This is a genomic window from Edaphobacter sp., from assembly GCF_028283685.1.
Classification (GTDB): Bacteria; Acidobacteriota; Terriglobia; order Terriglobales; family Acidobacteriaceae; genus Edaphobacter.
The window spans coordinates 127,105-142,752 of record NZ_JAPWKF010000009.1 but is presented as its reverse complement, the minus strand read 5'-3'; the positions used below and the strand labels follow the sequence as shown (position 1 = coordinate 142,752).

The 15,648-nt window shown below is 61.8% G+C and carries 14 protein-coding genes; 10 read left to right on the top strand and 4 right to left on the bottom strand.

The window, feature by feature from the left end:
- Positions 1-54 precede the first annotated feature (54 nt).
- The 5 genes from PW789_RS17790 (at position 55) to PW789_RS17770 (ending at position 5,390) form a co-directional block, all read left to right on the top strand.
- Positions 55-2,196, top strand: coding sequence for a SpoIIE family protein phosphatase (locus PW789_RS17790; RefSeq protein WP_299379143.1), 2,142 nt, complete (start codon positions 55-57; stop codon positions 2,194-2,196).
- A 105-nt stretch (positions 2,197-2,301) separates the two neighbouring features.
- Complete coding sequence (locus PW789_RS17785; protein WP_299379141.1) at positions 2,302-2,910, top strand: DUF4254 domain-containing protein; 609 nt, start codon at positions 2,302-2,304, stop codon at positions 2,908-2,910.
- 177 nt (positions 2,911-3,087) lie between these two features.
- Positions 3,088-3,648: a tetratricopeptide repeat protein gene (locus PW789_RS17780; RefSeq protein ID WP_299379139.1), complete on the top strand. Its 561-nt coding sequence runs from the start codon at positions 3,088-3,090 to the stop codon at positions 3,646-3,648.
- A 72-nt stretch (positions 3,649-3,720) separates the two neighbouring features.
- Positions 3,721-4,788 carry a gluconeogenesis factor YvcK family protein gene (gene yvcK, locus PW789_RS17775; RefSeq protein WP_299379137.1) on the top strand — a complete coding sequence of 356 codons (1,068 nt, stop codon included), beginning with the start codon at positions 3,721-3,723 and terminating at the stop codon, positions 4,786-4,788.
- Complete coding sequence (locus PW789_RS17770) at positions 4,788-5,390, top strand: GNAT family protein (RefSeq protein ID WP_299379135.1); 603 nt, start codon at positions 4,788-4,790, stop codon at positions 5,388-5,390. The genes yvcK and PW789_RS17770 overlap by 1 nt, the downstream gene beginning before the upstream one ends.
- On the opposite strand, the gene rlmN is transcribed toward PW789_RS17770, so the two are convergent.
- A complete protein-coding gene (gene rlmN / locus PW789_RS17765; RefSeq protein WP_299379252.1) occupies positions 5,308-6,558 on the bottom strand; it encodes a 23S rRNA (adenine(2503)-C(2))-methyltransferase RlmN in 1,251 nt (416 codons plus the stop codon). The two genes, PW789_RS17770 and rlmN, sit on opposite strands and share 83 nt — an antisense overlap.
- 151 nt (positions 6,559-6,709) lie before the next feature.
- Between rlmN and PW789_RS17760 the strand changes: the two genes are divergently transcribed.
- The 5 genes from PW789_RS17760 (at position 6,710) to PW789_RS17740 (ending at position 10,691) form a co-directional block, all read left to right on the top strand.
- On the top strand, positions 6,710-8,029 hold the full coding sequence (locus PW789_RS17760; RefSeq protein ID WP_299379133.1) for a pitrilysin family protein: 1,320 nt from the start codon (positions 6,710-6,712) through the stop codon (positions 8,027-8,029).
- Positions 8,030-8,077: 48 nt separating this feature from the next.
- Positions 8,078-8,608, top strand: a complete 531-nt coding sequence (locus tag PW789_RS17755; RefSeq protein ID WP_299379130.1) for a type IV pilin protein — start codon at positions 8,078-8,080, stop codon at positions 8,606-8,608.
- A gap of 3 nt (positions 8,609-8,611) precedes the next feature.
- A complete protein-coding gene (lolA, locus tag PW789_RS17750) occupies positions 8,612-9,253 on the top strand; it encodes an outer membrane lipoprotein chaperone LolA (protein ID WP_299379128.1) in 642 nt (213 codons plus the stop codon).
- Positions 9,254-9,454: 201 nt separating this feature from the next.
- Positions 9,455-10,177 (top strand): haloacid dehalogenase-like hydrolase, encoded by a 723-nt coding sequence (locus tag PW789_RS17745; protein WP_299379126.1) that lies wholly within the window; start codon positions 9,455-9,457, stop codon positions 10,175-10,177.
- 52 nt (positions 10,178-10,229) lie between these two features.
- Positions 10,230-10,691, top strand: coding sequence for a (deoxy)nucleoside triphosphate pyrophosphohydrolase (locus PW789_RS17740; protein ID WP_299379124.1), 462 nt, complete (start codon positions 10,230-10,232; stop codon positions 10,689-10,691).
- Positions 10,692-10,709: 18 nt separating this feature from the next.
- Here PW789_RS17740 and PW789_RS17735 read toward each other — a convergent pair whose 3' ends face one another.
- The 3 genes from PW789_RS17735 to PW789_RS17725 form a co-directional block, all read right to left on the bottom strand.
- Positions 10,710-11,963, bottom strand: a complete 1,254-nt coding sequence (locus tag PW789_RS17735) for an Nramp family divalent metal transporter (RefSeq protein ID WP_299379122.1) — start codon at positions 11,961-11,963, stop codon at positions 10,710-10,712.
- A 260-nt stretch (positions 11,964-12,223) separates the two neighbouring features.
- Positions 12,224-13,489 carry a CBS domain-containing protein gene (locus tag PW789_RS17730; protein WP_299379119.1) on the bottom strand — a complete coding sequence of 422 codons (1,266 nt, stop codon included), beginning with the start codon at positions 13,487-13,489 and terminating at the stop codon, positions 12,224-12,226.
- Between the two features lie 15 nt (positions 13,490-13,504).
- A complete protein-coding gene (locus PW789_RS17725) occupies positions 13,505-15,547 on the bottom strand; it encodes a M13 family metallopeptidase (protein WP_299379117.1) in 2,043 nt (680 codons plus the stop codon).
- Positions 15,548-15,648 lie beyond the last annotated feature (101 nt).

Sequence of the window (15,648 nt, the reverse complement as noted above, 5' to 3'; positions counted from 1 at the left end):
CTGACAATCCGGGTCGGTGCGGTTCCTGAGCTTAAACATGCGGGCGGAACAGATATGGCGTACAGTGTTCAGCAATCGCATCGTGGCATCATCGAAAGCGGTTCTATGGCACGTCCCATTCGAATCCTGCTGCAGCCTTTCCTGCTTCTCGCACTCTCCTGTTCCCTCTTTGCTCAAGACGCAGCCAGAACGACCGCCCCGGACATGCCGCAGGCCGCCACGCCGCAGGCCGTTCAGATAAACCTCGGCGAATCGTCAGCCGAGCTCGCAGGGCCATGGAAATTTCAGATCGGCGATAATCCCGCCTGGTCGGAGACCAATTACGACGATTCCTCATGGGGCTTGATGGATCTATCTCCACCGCCCGGCTCCGCGGATACGAGCCTGGGGATCAGCGGATACATCCCCGGCTGGACAGTTCGCGGCTACCCGAATCACACAGGGTTCGCCTGGTACAGGCTGAAAGTAGAAGTCAACGGAGCGGACCGCAGGCTCGCGCTGAAGATGCCGGCAAGCGCCGACGATGCCTATCAGGTCTTCGTCAATGGGCAACAAATCGGAGAATTCGGAGAATTTACCGGCCATCGGGTAGCAGCCTTCAGCAGCCTGCCACAATCGTTTCGCCTGCAAAAAGAGATTCGTGACGGCATGGTCACGATCGCCATCCGCATGTGGATGGATAGTGCCACCCCGTTCAACAGCCCCGACGCAGGCGGCCTTCACGGCCCCCCCGTCCTGGGCTATGCCTCCGTCATTGGAGCCCTGGTTCGGCTCGACTACGACGACATAGCGCATGACCTCGGCGGTGGATTTCTCGAGACGCTGATCCTCATCATGGCGTTGGTCATGGCGCTTGCTCTGTATTGGCTCGATCGGCAGGAGAAGGCCTATTTCTGGCTGGCATTGGTTTGCCTCGCGACCTTACTCGGCAATTCCATCGTGCTCGCTGCCAATTTCGTCCCGCTCATCCCTCAGACGCCAGGAGTCATCCTGGCGGACGTGCTCCTGGCTCCCATCCGAATTGGTCTTTGGGTATTGTTCTGGGGCTATTGGTTTCGTATATGGAGAATGCCGCGCCTCCATCAGTTCGTGTGGTCGCTGGTCGCAATCTTGATGTTAGGAACAGCGATGCTGCGGCCCCCTGTTTATGGGCAGCTGGTTCCCGTTCACTACGCCAGTTGGATTCTTCCGTTGCTGCTGATAGTAAAGCTGGGGCTTGGCCTGTTGCTATGCGGAGTGGCCTATCGCGGGATCATGCGTCAGAGAACAGAAGGATGGATGGCAGCTCTTGCCGTGCTACTTGTCGTCATCTCAAACTACCAGCACGAACTCCGACTCATTCATATCAGAACGATCTTCCCCGTCATGGGCTTTAGCCTCTCGCTAGGCACCATCTCGACGATTCTCTCGCTTCTCATCATCACCGTGCTGTTGCTGAGAAGGTTTGTTCTCGCACAGCGGCTGAAGGAACAATGGAAGATCGAGATTCAACAGGCACGCCACATCCAGGAGCTGCTCATTCCCCGCAAGCTACCCAAAATCCGTGGTCTGCAAATCCAGAGCGAGTACCGCCCGATGCGCGAGGTGGGCGGCGACTTCTTTCAGGTGTTACCCGCGAGCATGCCCGACAGCGTACTCATCGTCGTTGGCGATGTCACAGGAAAGGGCCTGCAGGCCGGGATGCTGGTTTCGCTCATTGTTGGAGCGATCCAGTCCGTAGCACAGCGCAACTCCGAGCCGGCAGAGATTCTCAACGAGGTGAACAAGCAACTCTGCGACCACCAGGAAGCGAGCGCCACGTGTCTGATCATGCGGATCGACTCCAATGGAAAAGCGTCCCTTGCGAACGCTGGACATCTTCCGCCCTATCTCAATGGCGCAGAAATTCGCATTGAGGGATCTCTTCCAATCGGAATTGTTCCGGGTTCGGACGTGGCAACTGCCTCGTTTGAACTCAAGCAGAACGACTCCTTGATCGTCATGTCGGACGGTGTCGTCGAAGCCCAGGACGCTAAAGGAGTCCTCTTCGGCTTCCAACGAATCGACGAGCTGCTGCTTCAGCAGGCAACGCCTAAAGAAATCGCCGACAAAGCGCAGACCTTTGGGCAGGAGGACGATATCCTGATCCTCGAAGTCAGGCGGGATTTGAGCCAAATACTACAAGTCCAGGTGGAGCCTCAGCTCGCCGCCGGATAGACGATCTGCAAGAGCCCCTCTGCCCCAGCCTGCTCGTTCGCGTGTAAACCGGCATCTCATAGCGCATAACTGATAAAGTCTTCGAAGAGAACCAAACGAAAAGTTATGCTGGACGCCCTATCGATCACCGCGCTGCACGATCAGACCAACCAGGCATGGCATCAGATTGAAGCGAACCTTCCTCCTGGCACCGAAGTAGAACTTCGTCCCCTCATCGAGCAGCAGCACCGTGCCAACTTTGAACTGTGGCATGAAGAAGACAAGGCGCGTGAGCCGGAGGCGACCGACGCCGCCATTGCAACGGTCAAACACGCCATCGACCGCCTCAACCAGCGGCGCAATGACCTGGTGGAACAGATCGATGTTTTGTTGCTAAAGCAACTCCAGCCCATCTTCGATGCCGCGCCGTCGGCCTCCCTCCACTCTGAGACACCCGGCATGATGATCGATCGACTCTCCATCCTATCCCTGAAGATCTTCCACACCCGGGAAGAAGCCCAGCGCGAAACCGCGACCGAAGAGCATCGCGAAAAGAATCGTCGACGGCTGGCTCTTTTGCTGGAGCAGCGCGAAGATCTCGCCACCGCTCTGAACGCTCTTCACCAGGACATGAGCGCTGGCAAAAGACGCTTCAAGCTCTATCGTCAGATGAAGATGTATAACGATCCTGAGTTGAATCCGTTAATCTATAAACACCATTCTCATGCGCTATAACCCTACGACATACGCTGTACTGCAGGAGATGCTTTTGATCCTCCCCTGCAGGGTGGAGTTGACCTTCTGCCCAGGTCTGCGTATAAATCCGAGACTGAAGCAATTTAGAAATCGGCATGTTGGCACCCAAGCAACTTGCTCAGGAGTGCGCCTCCCCGAGGCGAGATGAATTTGACCATGGCACAGACAGCAAAGACTGCAACTGCTCCTAGACGCTCCCCCCGCACCTTGGCCGGTGCGGTCTCTCCGGCAGACGATCCGTCACGGGCCAACGTACTCTCCTCTTACGAGGCTGCAATCCGGCTCATGCAGGAGGGCAAGTTCGACAAGGCGCTTCCCGCCTTCGAGAAACTGCTCGCCGCCGACCCCGGCGATCTGGCCGACCGCATCCGCATGTACATCAGCGCCTGCGCCGCACAGACGTCCAAGGACAAAACCTCATTCGCCAGCGCAGAGGAGCAGTACGACTACGCCGTCTCCCTGCTCAACGACGGCCACTACGAAGATGCTCGCGAGCAGTTTGAGAGCATCCTCAAGCAGAACGGCGGTACGGACTATGCCTTCTATGGTCTCGCTGTCCTCTCGTCGATCACGGGCGACTCCGATAGCTGCCTCCAGCACCTGACCGAAGCGATCCGCCTCAACATGCGCAATCGCATCCAGGCCCGCTCCGACTCCGACTTCCAGGACATGACCGACGATCCGCGCTTCACCGAGCTGCTCTACCCCGAAGCCTAGGACTCCACCTCACGCAATCTGCGCTCGATCCAGTTACCATGGGTCGAGCGCAATTGTTTTGGTGAGGTCTCTTTGCCCTTCAGGAGTTCAGATTCGTCTGCGGACAGACCGCTGCGCGTCGTCGCCATCGGCGGCGGCACCGGCCTCTCGACGCTGCTCCGCGGACTGAAGCAATTTGTTCCTGTGCATGAGCGCCGCCGTTCCCAACGCGACAATACCTCGCAGCCCCGCCAGGCACCGCGCACGATCATCAGCGATCTCGCTGCCGTCGTCACCGTCACCGACGATGGTGGCTCCTCAGGCCGCCTGCGCGAAGATCTCAACATCCTTCCCCCCGGCGACATCCGCAACTGCATGGTCGCCCTCTCCGAAGACGAGCATCTCCTCTCACGCCTCTTCAAGTACCGCTTCGATCAGGGAGAGCTTCAGGGGCACAGCTTCGGCAACCTCTTTCTCGCCGCCATGTCCGGCATCACCGGCGACTTCGCGCAGGCCGTCCAGATGTCCTCGCAGATCCTCGCCGCCCGCGGCCGCATCTATCCCGCCACCACGGCCGACGTCACCCTCGCCGCCCGCATGGACGACGGCTCCCTGGTCAAAGGCGAAACCAGCATCACCCACAGCAAACGCACCATCGTCGAGCTGACCCTCGAGCCCTCCGGCGCCGACCCGCTTCCCGAGACGCTCCAGGCCATCGCCAACGCCGACCTCATCACCCTCGGCCCCGGCTCGCTCTACACCTCGCTGATCACCAATCTGCTGGTGCGCGGAATCCCCGAGGCGCTCGCTGCCTCCAGGGCCACGCGCGTCTTCATCTGCAACCTCATGACCCAGGCCAACGAGTCCCTCGGCCTCACAGCCTCACAGCACATCGAAAAGGCGCTGCGCCACGCCAACGGTCATCGCATCTTCGACTACGCGCTCATCAACGCCGCGCCCATCTCCCCCGAGATCCTCGACCAGTACGCCCGCGAGGGGCAGGAGCCGCTGGAGAACGACCTCGAGCGCGTGCGTCAGCTCGGCGTGGAGCCCATCCTCGGCAACTTCCTCCACGAGGGCGATGTGCTGCGCCACGACTACGACCGCGTCGCCCAGACCCTTATCTCCCTCTGCCTCACGCAGACCGCCTCGGTGCACTGATGACCCATCCGACGCTCCAGGGGACACACGTCCGCCTGCAGCCGCTCTTAGCCGAACATCTTCCCGCCCTCGAAAAGATCGCCTTCGACGACCGCATCTGGCGCTACATGCTCACCCGCGTCACGAACAGCGAAGACCTCGAGCGCTGGCTCGCTTCAGCTCTGAAATCGGCCGAGGCTGGAACCCAGCTTCCCTGGGTCACGGTGCGCACCAGCGATGGCCGCGTCATCGGCTCGACCCGCTTCATCGATCTCGATCTCCACAACAAGACCGTCGAGATCGGCCACACCTGGATCACACCCGAGCTGCATCAGGCAGGCATCAACCCCGAAGCCAAGCTGCTGCAGCTCCAGTACGCCTTCGACACCCTCGGCCTCAACCGCGTCGCCTTCAAGACCCACCACGAGAACCTGCAGTCCCAGGCAGCCATCAAAAAGCTCGGAGCCGTCTACGAAGGCACCTTCCGCAACCACTACGTCATGCCCGACGGCTCACTTCGCCACAGCGTCTGGTTCTCGATTACGAAGGAAGACTGGCCGCAGGTGCGATCTCGACTAGAGCAGCGGCTGGCGTCGCTCCCGGCGAATCCACCGTCCGCTTGAGCTGTCCGCACGCGGCGTAGATATCCCGCCCGCGCGGCCTGCGAATGTACGCCGGCATCCCGGCCTCAATCAGCATCTTCTGAAATGCCGCCACATCCTCCGGCTTCGGCTGCGTATAGTCGATCCCCGGCCCCGGATTCCAGACAATCAGGTTCACCTTCGACCGGATATCCTTCAGCAGCTCCAGCACCTCGCGCGCATGCTCCGGCTGATCGTTGATGCCGCCCAGCATCACGTACTCGAACGTCACCCACTCGCGCTTGCCCAGCGGCAGCGTCTTCACCGCATCCAGCAGTTGAGCGATCTTCCACTTGCGTGTAATCGGCATCACCTGCTCGCGAATCACGTCGTTGGAGGCGTTCAGGCTCAGCGCCAGCTTCGGCCGCACCGGCTCCTGCGCGAACCGCCGGATCGCCGGCTCAATACCCGACGTCGACACCGTCATCCGCGACTCCGGAATCCCGATATGCTTCGTCAGAATCTGCACCGACCGGATGAACTCGTCGTAGTTCAGAAACGGCTCGCCCATCCCCATAAACACCAGGTTGATGCGGTCCTTGCCGATCTTGACCCCATGACGGTTCAGCACCGCCGCCACCTGCCCTGCGATCTCTCCCCCCGTCAGATTGCGCCTGATGCCTAGCTTGGCCGTCAGGCAGAACTGGCAGTTCACCGCGCAGCCCACCTGGCTGGAGATGCAGATCGTCGCCCGTCTGTAACCGTTCTGCTCCAGTGCACCCACGTTCCGTAGATCGCGCTTTGGCGCGGCCTCAAGCGAGGCGGCGGCCTCAAACGGCGCCGCGGGCCCAAACTCCGAGGCATTCCCTTCCAGCCCCTCTTCGGCCTCTTCCTCCGCCGAAGCCTCGCTGCCGTCCCCACGCTCGCCACCGTCGCCATCCGGCATCCAGACCGTCTCAACCGTCTCGCCGTCAGCCAGCCGCACCAGGTACCGCTCCGTGCCGTCCACCGACTTCGCCGTCTGCACCAGCTCCGGCAGCCCAAGCGAATACCCATCGCCCGCCAGCGTCTCGCGCAGCGTAGAAGGCAGCACCGTCACCTCGTCCAGCGAGCTAACCCGCTGACGATACAGGGCCTCTTCGATCTGCTTGGCGCGATATCCCTTCTGGCCGTGGCTCTCCATCAGGGCCTTCAGCTCCTCCGGCAGCATGCCGAAGAGGGCCTTCGCCCGGGGTGCCTCCGCCCTCGCCGGAGCAAGCGATTCATCTTTTATTTTGTGCGACATACGTTGCTAAACTTCACCTTTGTCCTTGGCTTTCTATAGTTTACCCCCGTAGGTGGCCCTGTGAAACAATAGACACATGGCAGCAAGCACTCTGATCGAAGATATTCGCATTACCCCCCGTGTCTCCCGCAACATCTGCAAATCTGTTCTGGACAATGGCCTGATCGTTCTCACCGAGAGCATCCCCCATGTGCGCAGCGTCTCCATGGGTGCCTGGATCGGCTCCGGTTCCCGCGACGAAGAGGCCGCCGTCAACGGCATCTCGCACTTCGTCGAGCACATGGTCTTCAAGGGCACCACCTCGCGCTCTGCTCGCCAGATCGCCCGCGAGGTCGACACCATCGGTGGCAATCTCGACGCCTTCACCAGCAAAGAGACCGTCTGCTTCAACATCAAGTCCCTCGATGAGCACACCACCGAGGCTCTCGACGTCCTCTCCGACCTCGTCCTCCACCCCACCTTCGATCCCACCGAGCTCGCCCGCGAGAAGGGCGTCATCCTCGAGGAGATCAAGATGGACGAGGACAACCCCGACTACCTCGTCAACGAGATCTTCACCCAGAACTTCTGGAAGGGCGACGCCCTCGGCCGCCCCATCCTCGGCACCCAGAAAACCGTCTCCTCCTTCGACCAGGAGACCGTCTTCCGCTTCTACCGCGAGCAGTTCACCCCGCAGAACATCGTCTTCTCCGCCGCCGGCAATCTCGAGCACGAGAGCTTCGTCGCCGAGGTCGAGAGCAAGTTCGGCTCCCTCGCCCCCGGCTCCAGCACTCCCTTCCCTCACCGCGAGGCCCCGCAGGCTACCCCGCACATCACCCTCAAGCGCAAGAAGTCGCTCGAGCAGGTGCAGCTCTGCCTCGGCGTTCCCTCCTCGTCCGTCAGCCACCCCGACCGCTACGCCATCTACCTGCTCAACGCCATGCTCGGCGGAGGCATGAGCTCCCGCCTCTTCCAGACCATCCGCGAAGAGCGCGGCCTGGCCTATTCGATCTTCTCCGAGCTGAGCCCCTTCCGCGACACCGGCTCCATCTGCGTCTACGCCGGCGTCGCCGCCAGCAAGACCCTCGAGACCCTCGCGCTCACCATGGCCGAGCTCAGCCGTCTCAAGCAGGAGACAGTCGGCGACGCCGAGCTGAAACGTGCCAAAGATCAGCTGAAGAGCAACATCGTCCTCGGACTCGAAAGTTCCTCGAGCCGCATGGCCAACCTCGCTCGCCAGCAGATGTACTTCGGACGCTTCTTCGGCGTGGACGAGATCACCCGCGAGATCGAGGCCGTCACCCCGGACGACATCAAGCGCCTTGCCAACGAACTCTTCCGCCCCGAAGCCATGGCGCTCACGCTCCTCGGCAACCTCGGCGAGATGAACGTCGAGCGCAAAGACCTCGCCTGCTGATAAAGTCAGTTGTTGGGCAGCAGAGATTTAAGTCACGCGAGGATGAGGATGGATCAGCAAACGATGATGCAGGGTCTGAAGCAGGAGATGACACAGCGCGAAGAGGGCTTCACCCTCATCGAGCTGCTGATCGTAATGTCGGTCATGCTCATTCTTATGACGCTTGCGGTTCCGCAGATGCTCAAGCTCACCAAGCAGGCCCACGAGACCTCGGCCATCCAGTCGGTCCGCACCATCGTGCAGGCAGAGCTGCAGTACAACTCCATGTACCCGCAGAACGGCTTCTCCTGCGCGCTCGCGCAGCTCGGCGGCGATCCCAAGTCCGGAGCGCCCTCGGCCCAGGCCGCGCAGCTCCTCGCTCCTGATCTCGCCGGCGGCACCAAGGGCGGCTACGCCTTCGCCGTCACCAACTGCAACAAGGTCACGGTCAACAACCAGGACATGTACACCTCCTACGAGGTAACGGCGATCCCGCTCTCCGTCGGCAAGTCCGGTGACCGCGGCTTCTGCTCCGACGAAAACAATCGCATCACCTACGACCCGGCTGGCGGAACCAACTGCACCCAGCCCATCCAGTAAGTCGTGATCCGTCGCCTCACACTCGCCGCATTCGTCCTGCTGCTGGCTCCTGTGTCCCTCGTGGCGCAGGACGCCGACTCCCTGCTGCGTAAGGTCGACGACCACTACAATCACCTCTCCTCCCTGCGCACCCGTTACACCGAGCACTACGCCGGCATGGGCATGGACCGCACCGAGTCAGGCACTCTTCTGCTGAAGAAGCCCGGCCGCATGCGCTGGAACTACGATCAGCCCGAGGGCAAGGTCTTCCTCCTCGACGGCAAGTTCGCCTGGTTCTACACCCCCGGCGACGCCCAGGCCCAGCGCGTTCCCGCCAGGCAGCTCGACGACCTCCGCAGCCCCCTGCGCTTCCTCCTCGGTCACACCCAGCTCAAGAAGGAGCTCGGCGGCGTCACCGTCACCAACGACTCCCACGGCATCCACATCGCAGGCGTCCCCGTCGGCATGGAGCAGCGCATGAAGCTCCTCACCCTCGACGTCACGTCCGCCGGCGCCATCGAGCACATGAAGATCGAGGAGATCGACGGCTCCATCACGGAGTTCGTCTTCACCGGAATGGAAGAAAACGTTCCCGTCCGCGAGAGCGACTTCACCTTCACCCCTCCCGCCGGGGTTGCCGTCGTCGACGGTCTGCCACCGATCTAACCCCGCACTTCAAGGAACCCGACTCCGCTCTGCGTCAACGGCCGCTCTGCGTCAACGGCCGCTCTGCCCCCGTATCGCCGTTGATTCCATAGGATGTGCGCGCTTCCGATCATCCACAGAACGTCTGTTGGTAAAATATAAGCTGAACTCTGGACAAATCGACCGCGAGGCGGGTGAGCCCGCAGAAAAGTTGAGTCAGCCGTGAACAATGTTCTTAGTCTCAAGCCGCTAACGACCGACGAGTTTCACGCCTCGGTCCGCGAGCTATCTCCCGCAACCGCTGTCTTCGACTGCGACGGTACACTCTGGTCCGGCGATGCGGGGTCTTCGTTTATGAAGTGGACCGTCGACACCGGCCTGGTCTCCCGTGAGGCCGCCGACTGGATCGACGCCCGCTACCGCGCCTACAACCGCGGCGAGGTCTCCGAGATCGCCATCTGCGGCGAGATGGTCCAGATCTACCAGGGCCTCCGCGAAGACGAGCTCCGCCGCGCCGCACGCGCCTTCTTCGCCGATCGCATCGAGCGCAACATCTTTCCCGAGATGCTGCAGCTGGTCGACGAGCTCCGCTCCAAAGGCGTCGACATCTGGGCCGTCAGCTCCACCAACGACTGGGTCATCGAAGAGGGCGTCAAGCGCTTCGGCATCCCCGCCGATCGCGTCCTCTCTGCACGCGTCGAATCACGCGGCGGCATCGTCACCGACAACCTGCTCGACGTGCCGACCGACGAGGGCAAGGTCGCCTCGCTGGCTCGCTCCGGCATCTCCCACCCCGATGCCGTCTTCGGCAACTCCGTCCACGATGCCGCGATGCTCGCCATCGCCAGACGCGCCTATCCCGTCAATCCCACCGCGGGCCTGATCGATCATGCCGTCAGGGAAGGCTGGGCTGTTTACTATCCTGCCTCCGTCACACCCGCCTGATCGTCGCAGACGCTGTCTCTAGCGGTACGCTGGCAAGTAGACTGGAACTCGAGTGACTGAGTCGATTCGCAAACTGAAGCTTCCTCCTGGCGCCGTTCTGCCGCGCCCGGTACGGTTCGTGGTAGCCGCGCTGATCCTGCGTCAGGCCGCGGACACGACCGAGGTCCTCATCTGCCAGCGCCGCCCCGACCAGCCCATGAGCCTCAAGTGGGAGTTTCCCGGAGGAAAGATCGAAGAGGGTGAGACCTCCGAGGCCGCCCTCATGCGCGAACTCAACGAAGAACTCGGCATCTCCGCCACCCTCGGTAAGAGTGTCGCTCGCGTTCGCCACCGCTATCGCAACGGCGGCGTCATCGACCTCGAGTTTTTCACCGTCGTCGCCTTCTCCGGCGAGATCGAGAACCGCATCTTCAACGATGTTCGCTGGGCGCCGCTCTCCGCGCTGCCGACATACGACTTTCTCGCCGCCGATCATGGCCTGATCCAGGACCTGTCGGAAGGCAAGATCCTCTAGTCTCTTACATCCTCTGTCTTAGTTGCCGTGCAGGCTGTTCCACATCAGCACCAGCGACAGCACGATCACAATAACCGCCGTCAGCCATGCCACCACGTTGAACCAGCGTGAGTTCGTATACTCCCCCATCAGCTCGTGGCGATTGATCAGCCGCAGCATGAAGATCAGTACCACCGGCAGCAGGACGCCGTTCAGCACCTGCGACCCGATGATGACCTTGATCAGCGGGAAGTTCGGAATCAGCACCACCGCCGCCCCCACAGCGATCAGCAGCGTGTAGAACCAGTAGAAGAACTTGGCCTCGCCGAAGCTCTTGTCCAGCCCGCTCTCCAGCCCCAGCCCCTCGCACACCGTGTAAGCCGTCGAAAGCGGCAGAATGCACGCCGCAAACAGCGACGCGTTGAACAGGCCACCGGCAAACAGGATGAACGCATACTGCCCAGCCAGCGGCTTCATCGCCTCCGCCGCATCCGAGGCCTCGGTAATGTTGCGCACGCCATGCGTGTACAGCGTCGCCGCGCACGCCACGATGATGAACCACGCAACGATATCCGTGAACACCGAGCCGACGATCACATCCAGCCGCGAGTGCTTGTACTCCTTCGGCGTAATCCCCTTCTCCACAATCGACGACTGCAGGTAGAACTGCATCCACGGCGTAATCGTCGTGCCGATCACGCCAATCGTCATGTAGACGTAGTTGCGGTCGCTCCACACCCCGCGCCCCGGCACCTTGATCGTCTCCACCAGCGCCGCATGCCAGTCCGGCCCGCTCAGAACGCCGGTAAAGATATAGGCGATGTACACCACGCTGGCAAACAGGAAGACCTTTTCGACACTCTTGTAGTCCCCTTTCACGATCAGCAGCCACACGATAAACGCGCACACCGGCACGCTGATGTACTTACTCAGGTGAAACAGCTGCATCGACCCGGCGATACCGGAAAACTCGGCCATCACATTGCCGAAGTTCACGATCACCAGCAGGACCATCACCACGACCGTCATGCGCAGCCCGAACTCTTCGCGGATCAGGTCCGAGAGTCCCTTGCCGGTCACCGCCCCCATGCGTGCGCACATCTCCTGCACCACGATCAGCGCCAGCGTGATCGGAATCATCGTCCACAGCAGCTTGTAGCCGTACTGCGCGCCCGCCTGCGAATACGTCAGGATGCCGCCCGAGTCGTTATCCACGTTCGCCGTGATAAACCCGGGGCCAAGCACGGCGAAGAACAGCAGCAACCGCGTCCGCCATCTTCGCCACACTGTCATGCATTCCCTCGCCGTAGAAATAGAGGTGAGTATTATGACTGGCTCATCAAAAGCCCAGCCCTGGCTTGTGCGAGGGACCGGAGTCGTCAACCCTGCCGTGACTCCAGAATACCGCGAATCAACGATCCGTTTCGCAACCGCGTATCTCTTTGCTCAACCGGAGCCAAGGGCAATCGAGCGAGCTGCGAGGGCCGCAGCATACACAGCCGTCATTCCTCTCAATTGTCCCTTGAAGCCGCCTGCACCCGAAGCGCGTCCTGCTAAAGATTGGCCCGAAGCAGGGCGATCACCTGCTCCGCATGCACCACGCCCGCCATCATTCCATCCTTGTCCAGCACCGGCAGAGAGCGCAGGTTGTACTTGTCGAACAGCTCCGCCACCTTGCGTCCCGCCGCATCCGCCTTGCACGTCACCAGGTGGCCATGCGGCAGCTCCGCCAGCGGCGTCCCCGCATCGGCCAGCAGGATCCGCACAATCGGAACCAGTCCGCTCACAACATCCTCTTCGCTCGTCAGGTAGATATCCGTAATCAGCTCGATATCCCCCTCGAACTCCAGCAGCGCGGCATGAACATCCGCCACCGTCGACGTCACCGGCAACGCAATGTACTCCGTCGTCATGCGGCCCGCCGCAGAGTCCTGCGAAAACTCCAGCAGCTCCTCGACCTCCTGCCGCCCCTCCGGGTCCATCTCCTCCAGAATCGCCTCGGACTTTTCATCCGGCAGCTCCGCCAGAAGATCCGCCGCGGCTCCCGGGTCCATCTCATCCACGATGCCCGCGACATGCTCGGAATCCAGCGCCTGCACCAGCGACTTCTGCAGCTTCGGCTCGACCTCCTCCAGCGTCTCCGCCGCCGTCTCCTCGTCCAGGCTCTCGAACAAAGCCTGCCGCTCTGCCGGTGCCAGCTCTTCCAGAATGTCGGCGATATCCGAAGGATGCATCTGCGACAGCCTGTCCTGCCCCACCTTCAACCGCACCCGCCGCGAACGGTCGATCAGGTCGACAAACTCCCATGGAATCACGCTCGCCTTCGTCCGCGACGCGATGCTGTCCACCGTCGACGCCGGAAGCCCCTTCAGCAGCCTCCGCACGGCCCCGCGCATGCCCACCTCCACCTCGGCGATACGCAGGCTGAGGCGGCTCTCCGCATCAGGGTCTGGCTCCCAGGTCAGGTTCACATCGTTCACCCGAACCACCTTGCGCCCGTGGACGTCGATGATCTGCTGATCCAGCAGATCGCGCTCCAGCAGCACATGCGACTGGTCATCCGGCGCAGCCACCATCGAGGCTCCGGCAACCATCCTCAGGCCGCTCTCCGCCAGCTCGAGCGCATCCACCGGAACCATGCTCTCCGTTCCCTTACGCGCTTCACCGGCCAGCTTGAGAATCAGCCCCGAGACCAACGCCGAATCATGTCCCGTCTGCACCGCAAACTCGCGCACGCGCCCGATCAGCGTACCCGAGGCATCGCGTACCGGCGCCCCAACCAGCGCGGAGACAGTCGTCTTGTGACCATGCTTTGTCATCCCACTCGCCCGACCTTACCAGACTTTGCAGACCTTCGCCTTCACCATCGGCTGCCCTGCCTTGCAGCTGAACGCCGCCGCAAACTGCGGCAGGTTCGTCACAATGCCATTGATGCGCGCGAACGCCGGCGAATGCGGATCCGTCGCCGCCTGCAGCCTGCTGCTCGCCTCCCGCGTGTTCTCGCACGACCACTGCGCAAAGCCGATGAAGAACCTCTGGTCCGGCGTCAATCCATCCACCGGCATCAGCCTCTGGTTCTCCGTCGTCTTCTTCCACGCCAGGTAAGCCAGCAGCGTGCCGCCCAGGTCGGCGACATCCTCGCCGCTCGTCAGCTTCGAGTTGATGTGAATGTCATCCACCACCACGTAGCTCGCAAACTGGTCGCGCAGGCAGTTGATCCGCTCCTCAAAGCCCGCGGCATCTTCCTTGGTCCACCAGTCCTTCAGGTTGCCCTGCGCGTCGAACTGGCGCCCCTCGTCGTCGAAGCCATGCGTCAGCTCATGTCCGATCGTCGATCCCGTATCGCCGTAGTTCGGCGCAGCGTCCATCTTCGGGTCGTAGAGCGGCGGCTGCAGCACGCCCGCCGGAAAGTTCACATCGTTCATCTGCGGGTTGTAGTACGCATTCACCGTCGGCGGCGTCATGTCCCACTCATCCCGATCCACCGGCTTGCCCACCTTGGCCCAGTCCCGCGCCGCCTCAAAGTCCGCCGCGCGCACCGAGTTGCCAAAGTAATCTCCCGCCTTGACCTCCAGCTTCGAGTAGTCCCGCCACTTGTCCGGATAGCCGATCTTGTTCCTCACCGTATGCAGCTTGCGCACCGCCTCCTGCTTCGTCGCCGGGCTCATCCAGTCCAGATGCTCGATCTCCGACCGCATCTCGTCTTCGATCTCGTCCGTCATCTTCACCGTCTTCTGCTTGGTCTCCGGCGAGAACGTCCGCGCCACAAACTCCTGCCCCAGGGCCTCGCCCAGCGAGCGATCCACCTGCCGCACGCACGTCTTCCACCGCGGCGGCTTCTGCTGCGTCCCGCGCAGGTTATGGCTGTAGAACTCGAAGAACGCATCGTCATACGGCTTCGCCAGCGAGGTCGCCGCCGCCGAGATCGCATGGAAGCGCAGGTAAGCCTTCAGATCCTCCAGCGGCTCCGTCGTCAGGGCGTGATCGACCGCCTTCTGAAACGCCGGCTGCGCCACGTTCAGCGTCGTCACGTTGGGTACACCCTGTACCCGGAGGTACTCCGGCCAGTTGATCACCGCGCTGTCCGCCGTCAGCTGGGCCACCGTCATCTTGTGGTACTGCTTGTACGGATCGCGCCGCTCCACCCGCGTCAGCGATGCCTTCGCCAGCTCCGTCTCGATCCGCATGATGGCGGCGGCCTCACTCTGCGCCTTCGCCGCCGGCTCACCCGTCAGCGCAAGCATCTTCTCCACGTATGCCAGGTACGCCTTGCGCGTCTCCTCGCTCTTGGCGTCGGTCTTCAGGTAGTAGTCACGATCCGGCAGCCCAAGACCGCCCGCCGCAATCTCGGCGATCACCGCATTCGAATCGCCCGGGTCCTGCGTCGATCCCGAATCGAAGAAGAAGCTGCCGCGCGTCGATCGCTGCAACGTCGCCAGGTAGGCTATCAGCGACATTCTGTCCTTCAGGCCGTCGATGGCTTTCAGCGTCGGCAGAATCGGCTCGGAGCCTCGCCGGTCGATCGCCGCCGTATCCATGCAGGCCGCAAAGTAGTCGCCCACCTTCTGCTGCGTGGCGTTGCGATGGGCCGCCTTCGCGTCCTCCGCCAGAATGCCCCACAAAAACTGCAGGTTGTCGTTCGCCAGCTTCGAATACACGTCCCAGCGCGGCTGATCGGCCGGAATCGGATTGTTCTTCATCCATCCGCCGCACGCAAACTTGTAAAAATCGCTGCAGGGATCGACCGTCCGGTCCAGAGAGCTCTGGTCCAGCGAAGGCGAATACGGCATCGCCGCCAGCGGCTGTGCCGCCTGCTGTGCAAAGGCTCCCGCGGCAAAAAAGACAAAGGCGCTGACGCACGCCAGGGTAAGCTTCATCAGGAATTTCCCTCGTCATGAGATCCTAAATCACCAGAAAGCCGAAAATCGGATACAGCCCGGCTGCCACCCCTTCGCAGATCGCCCGCATCCAAGAGGGT

Excerpts from the sequence above, each read along its gene's own strand:
- PW789_RS17790 (WP_299379143.1), top strand. The coding sequence starts at position 55 with ATGGCGTACAGTGTTCAGCAATCGCATCGTGGCATCATCGAAAGCGGT.
- PW789_RS17785 (WP_299379141.1), top strand. The coding sequence starts at position 2,302 with ATGCTGGACGCCCTATCGATCACCGCGCTGCACGATCAGACCAACCAG.
- PW789_RS17780 (WP_299379139.1), top strand. The coding sequence starts at position 3,088 with ATGGCACAGACAGCAAAGACTGCAACTGCTCCTAGACGCTCCCCCCGC.
- PW789_RS17770 (WP_299379135.1), top strand. The coding sequence starts at position 4,788 with ATGACCCATCCGACGCTCCAGGGGACACACGTCCGCCTGCAGCCGCTC.
- rlmN (WP_299379252.1), bottom strand. The coding sequence starts at position 6,558 with ATGCTGCCGGAGGAGCTGAAGGCCCTGATGGAGAGCCACGGCCAGAAG.
- PW789_RS17760 (WP_299379133.1), top strand. The coding sequence starts at position 6,710 with ATGGCAGCAAGCACTCTGATCGAAGATATTCGCATTACCCCCCGTGTC.
- PW789_RS17755 (WP_299379130.1), top strand. The coding sequence starts at position 8,078 with ATGGATCAGCAAACGATGATGCAGGGTCTGAAGCAGGAGATGACACAG.
- PW789_RS17735 (WP_299379122.1), bottom strand. The coding sequence starts at position 11,963 with ATGACAGTGTGGCGAAGATGGCGGACGCGGTTGCTGCTGTTCTTCGCC.
- PW789_RS17730 (WP_299379119.1), bottom strand. The coding sequence starts at position 13,489 with ATGACAAAGCATGGTCACAAGACGACTGTCTCCGCGCTGGTTGGGGCG.
- PW789_RS17725 (WP_299379117.1), bottom strand. The coding sequence starts at position 15,547 with ATGAAGCTTACCCTGGCGTGCGTCAGCGCCTTTGTCTTTTTTGCCGCG.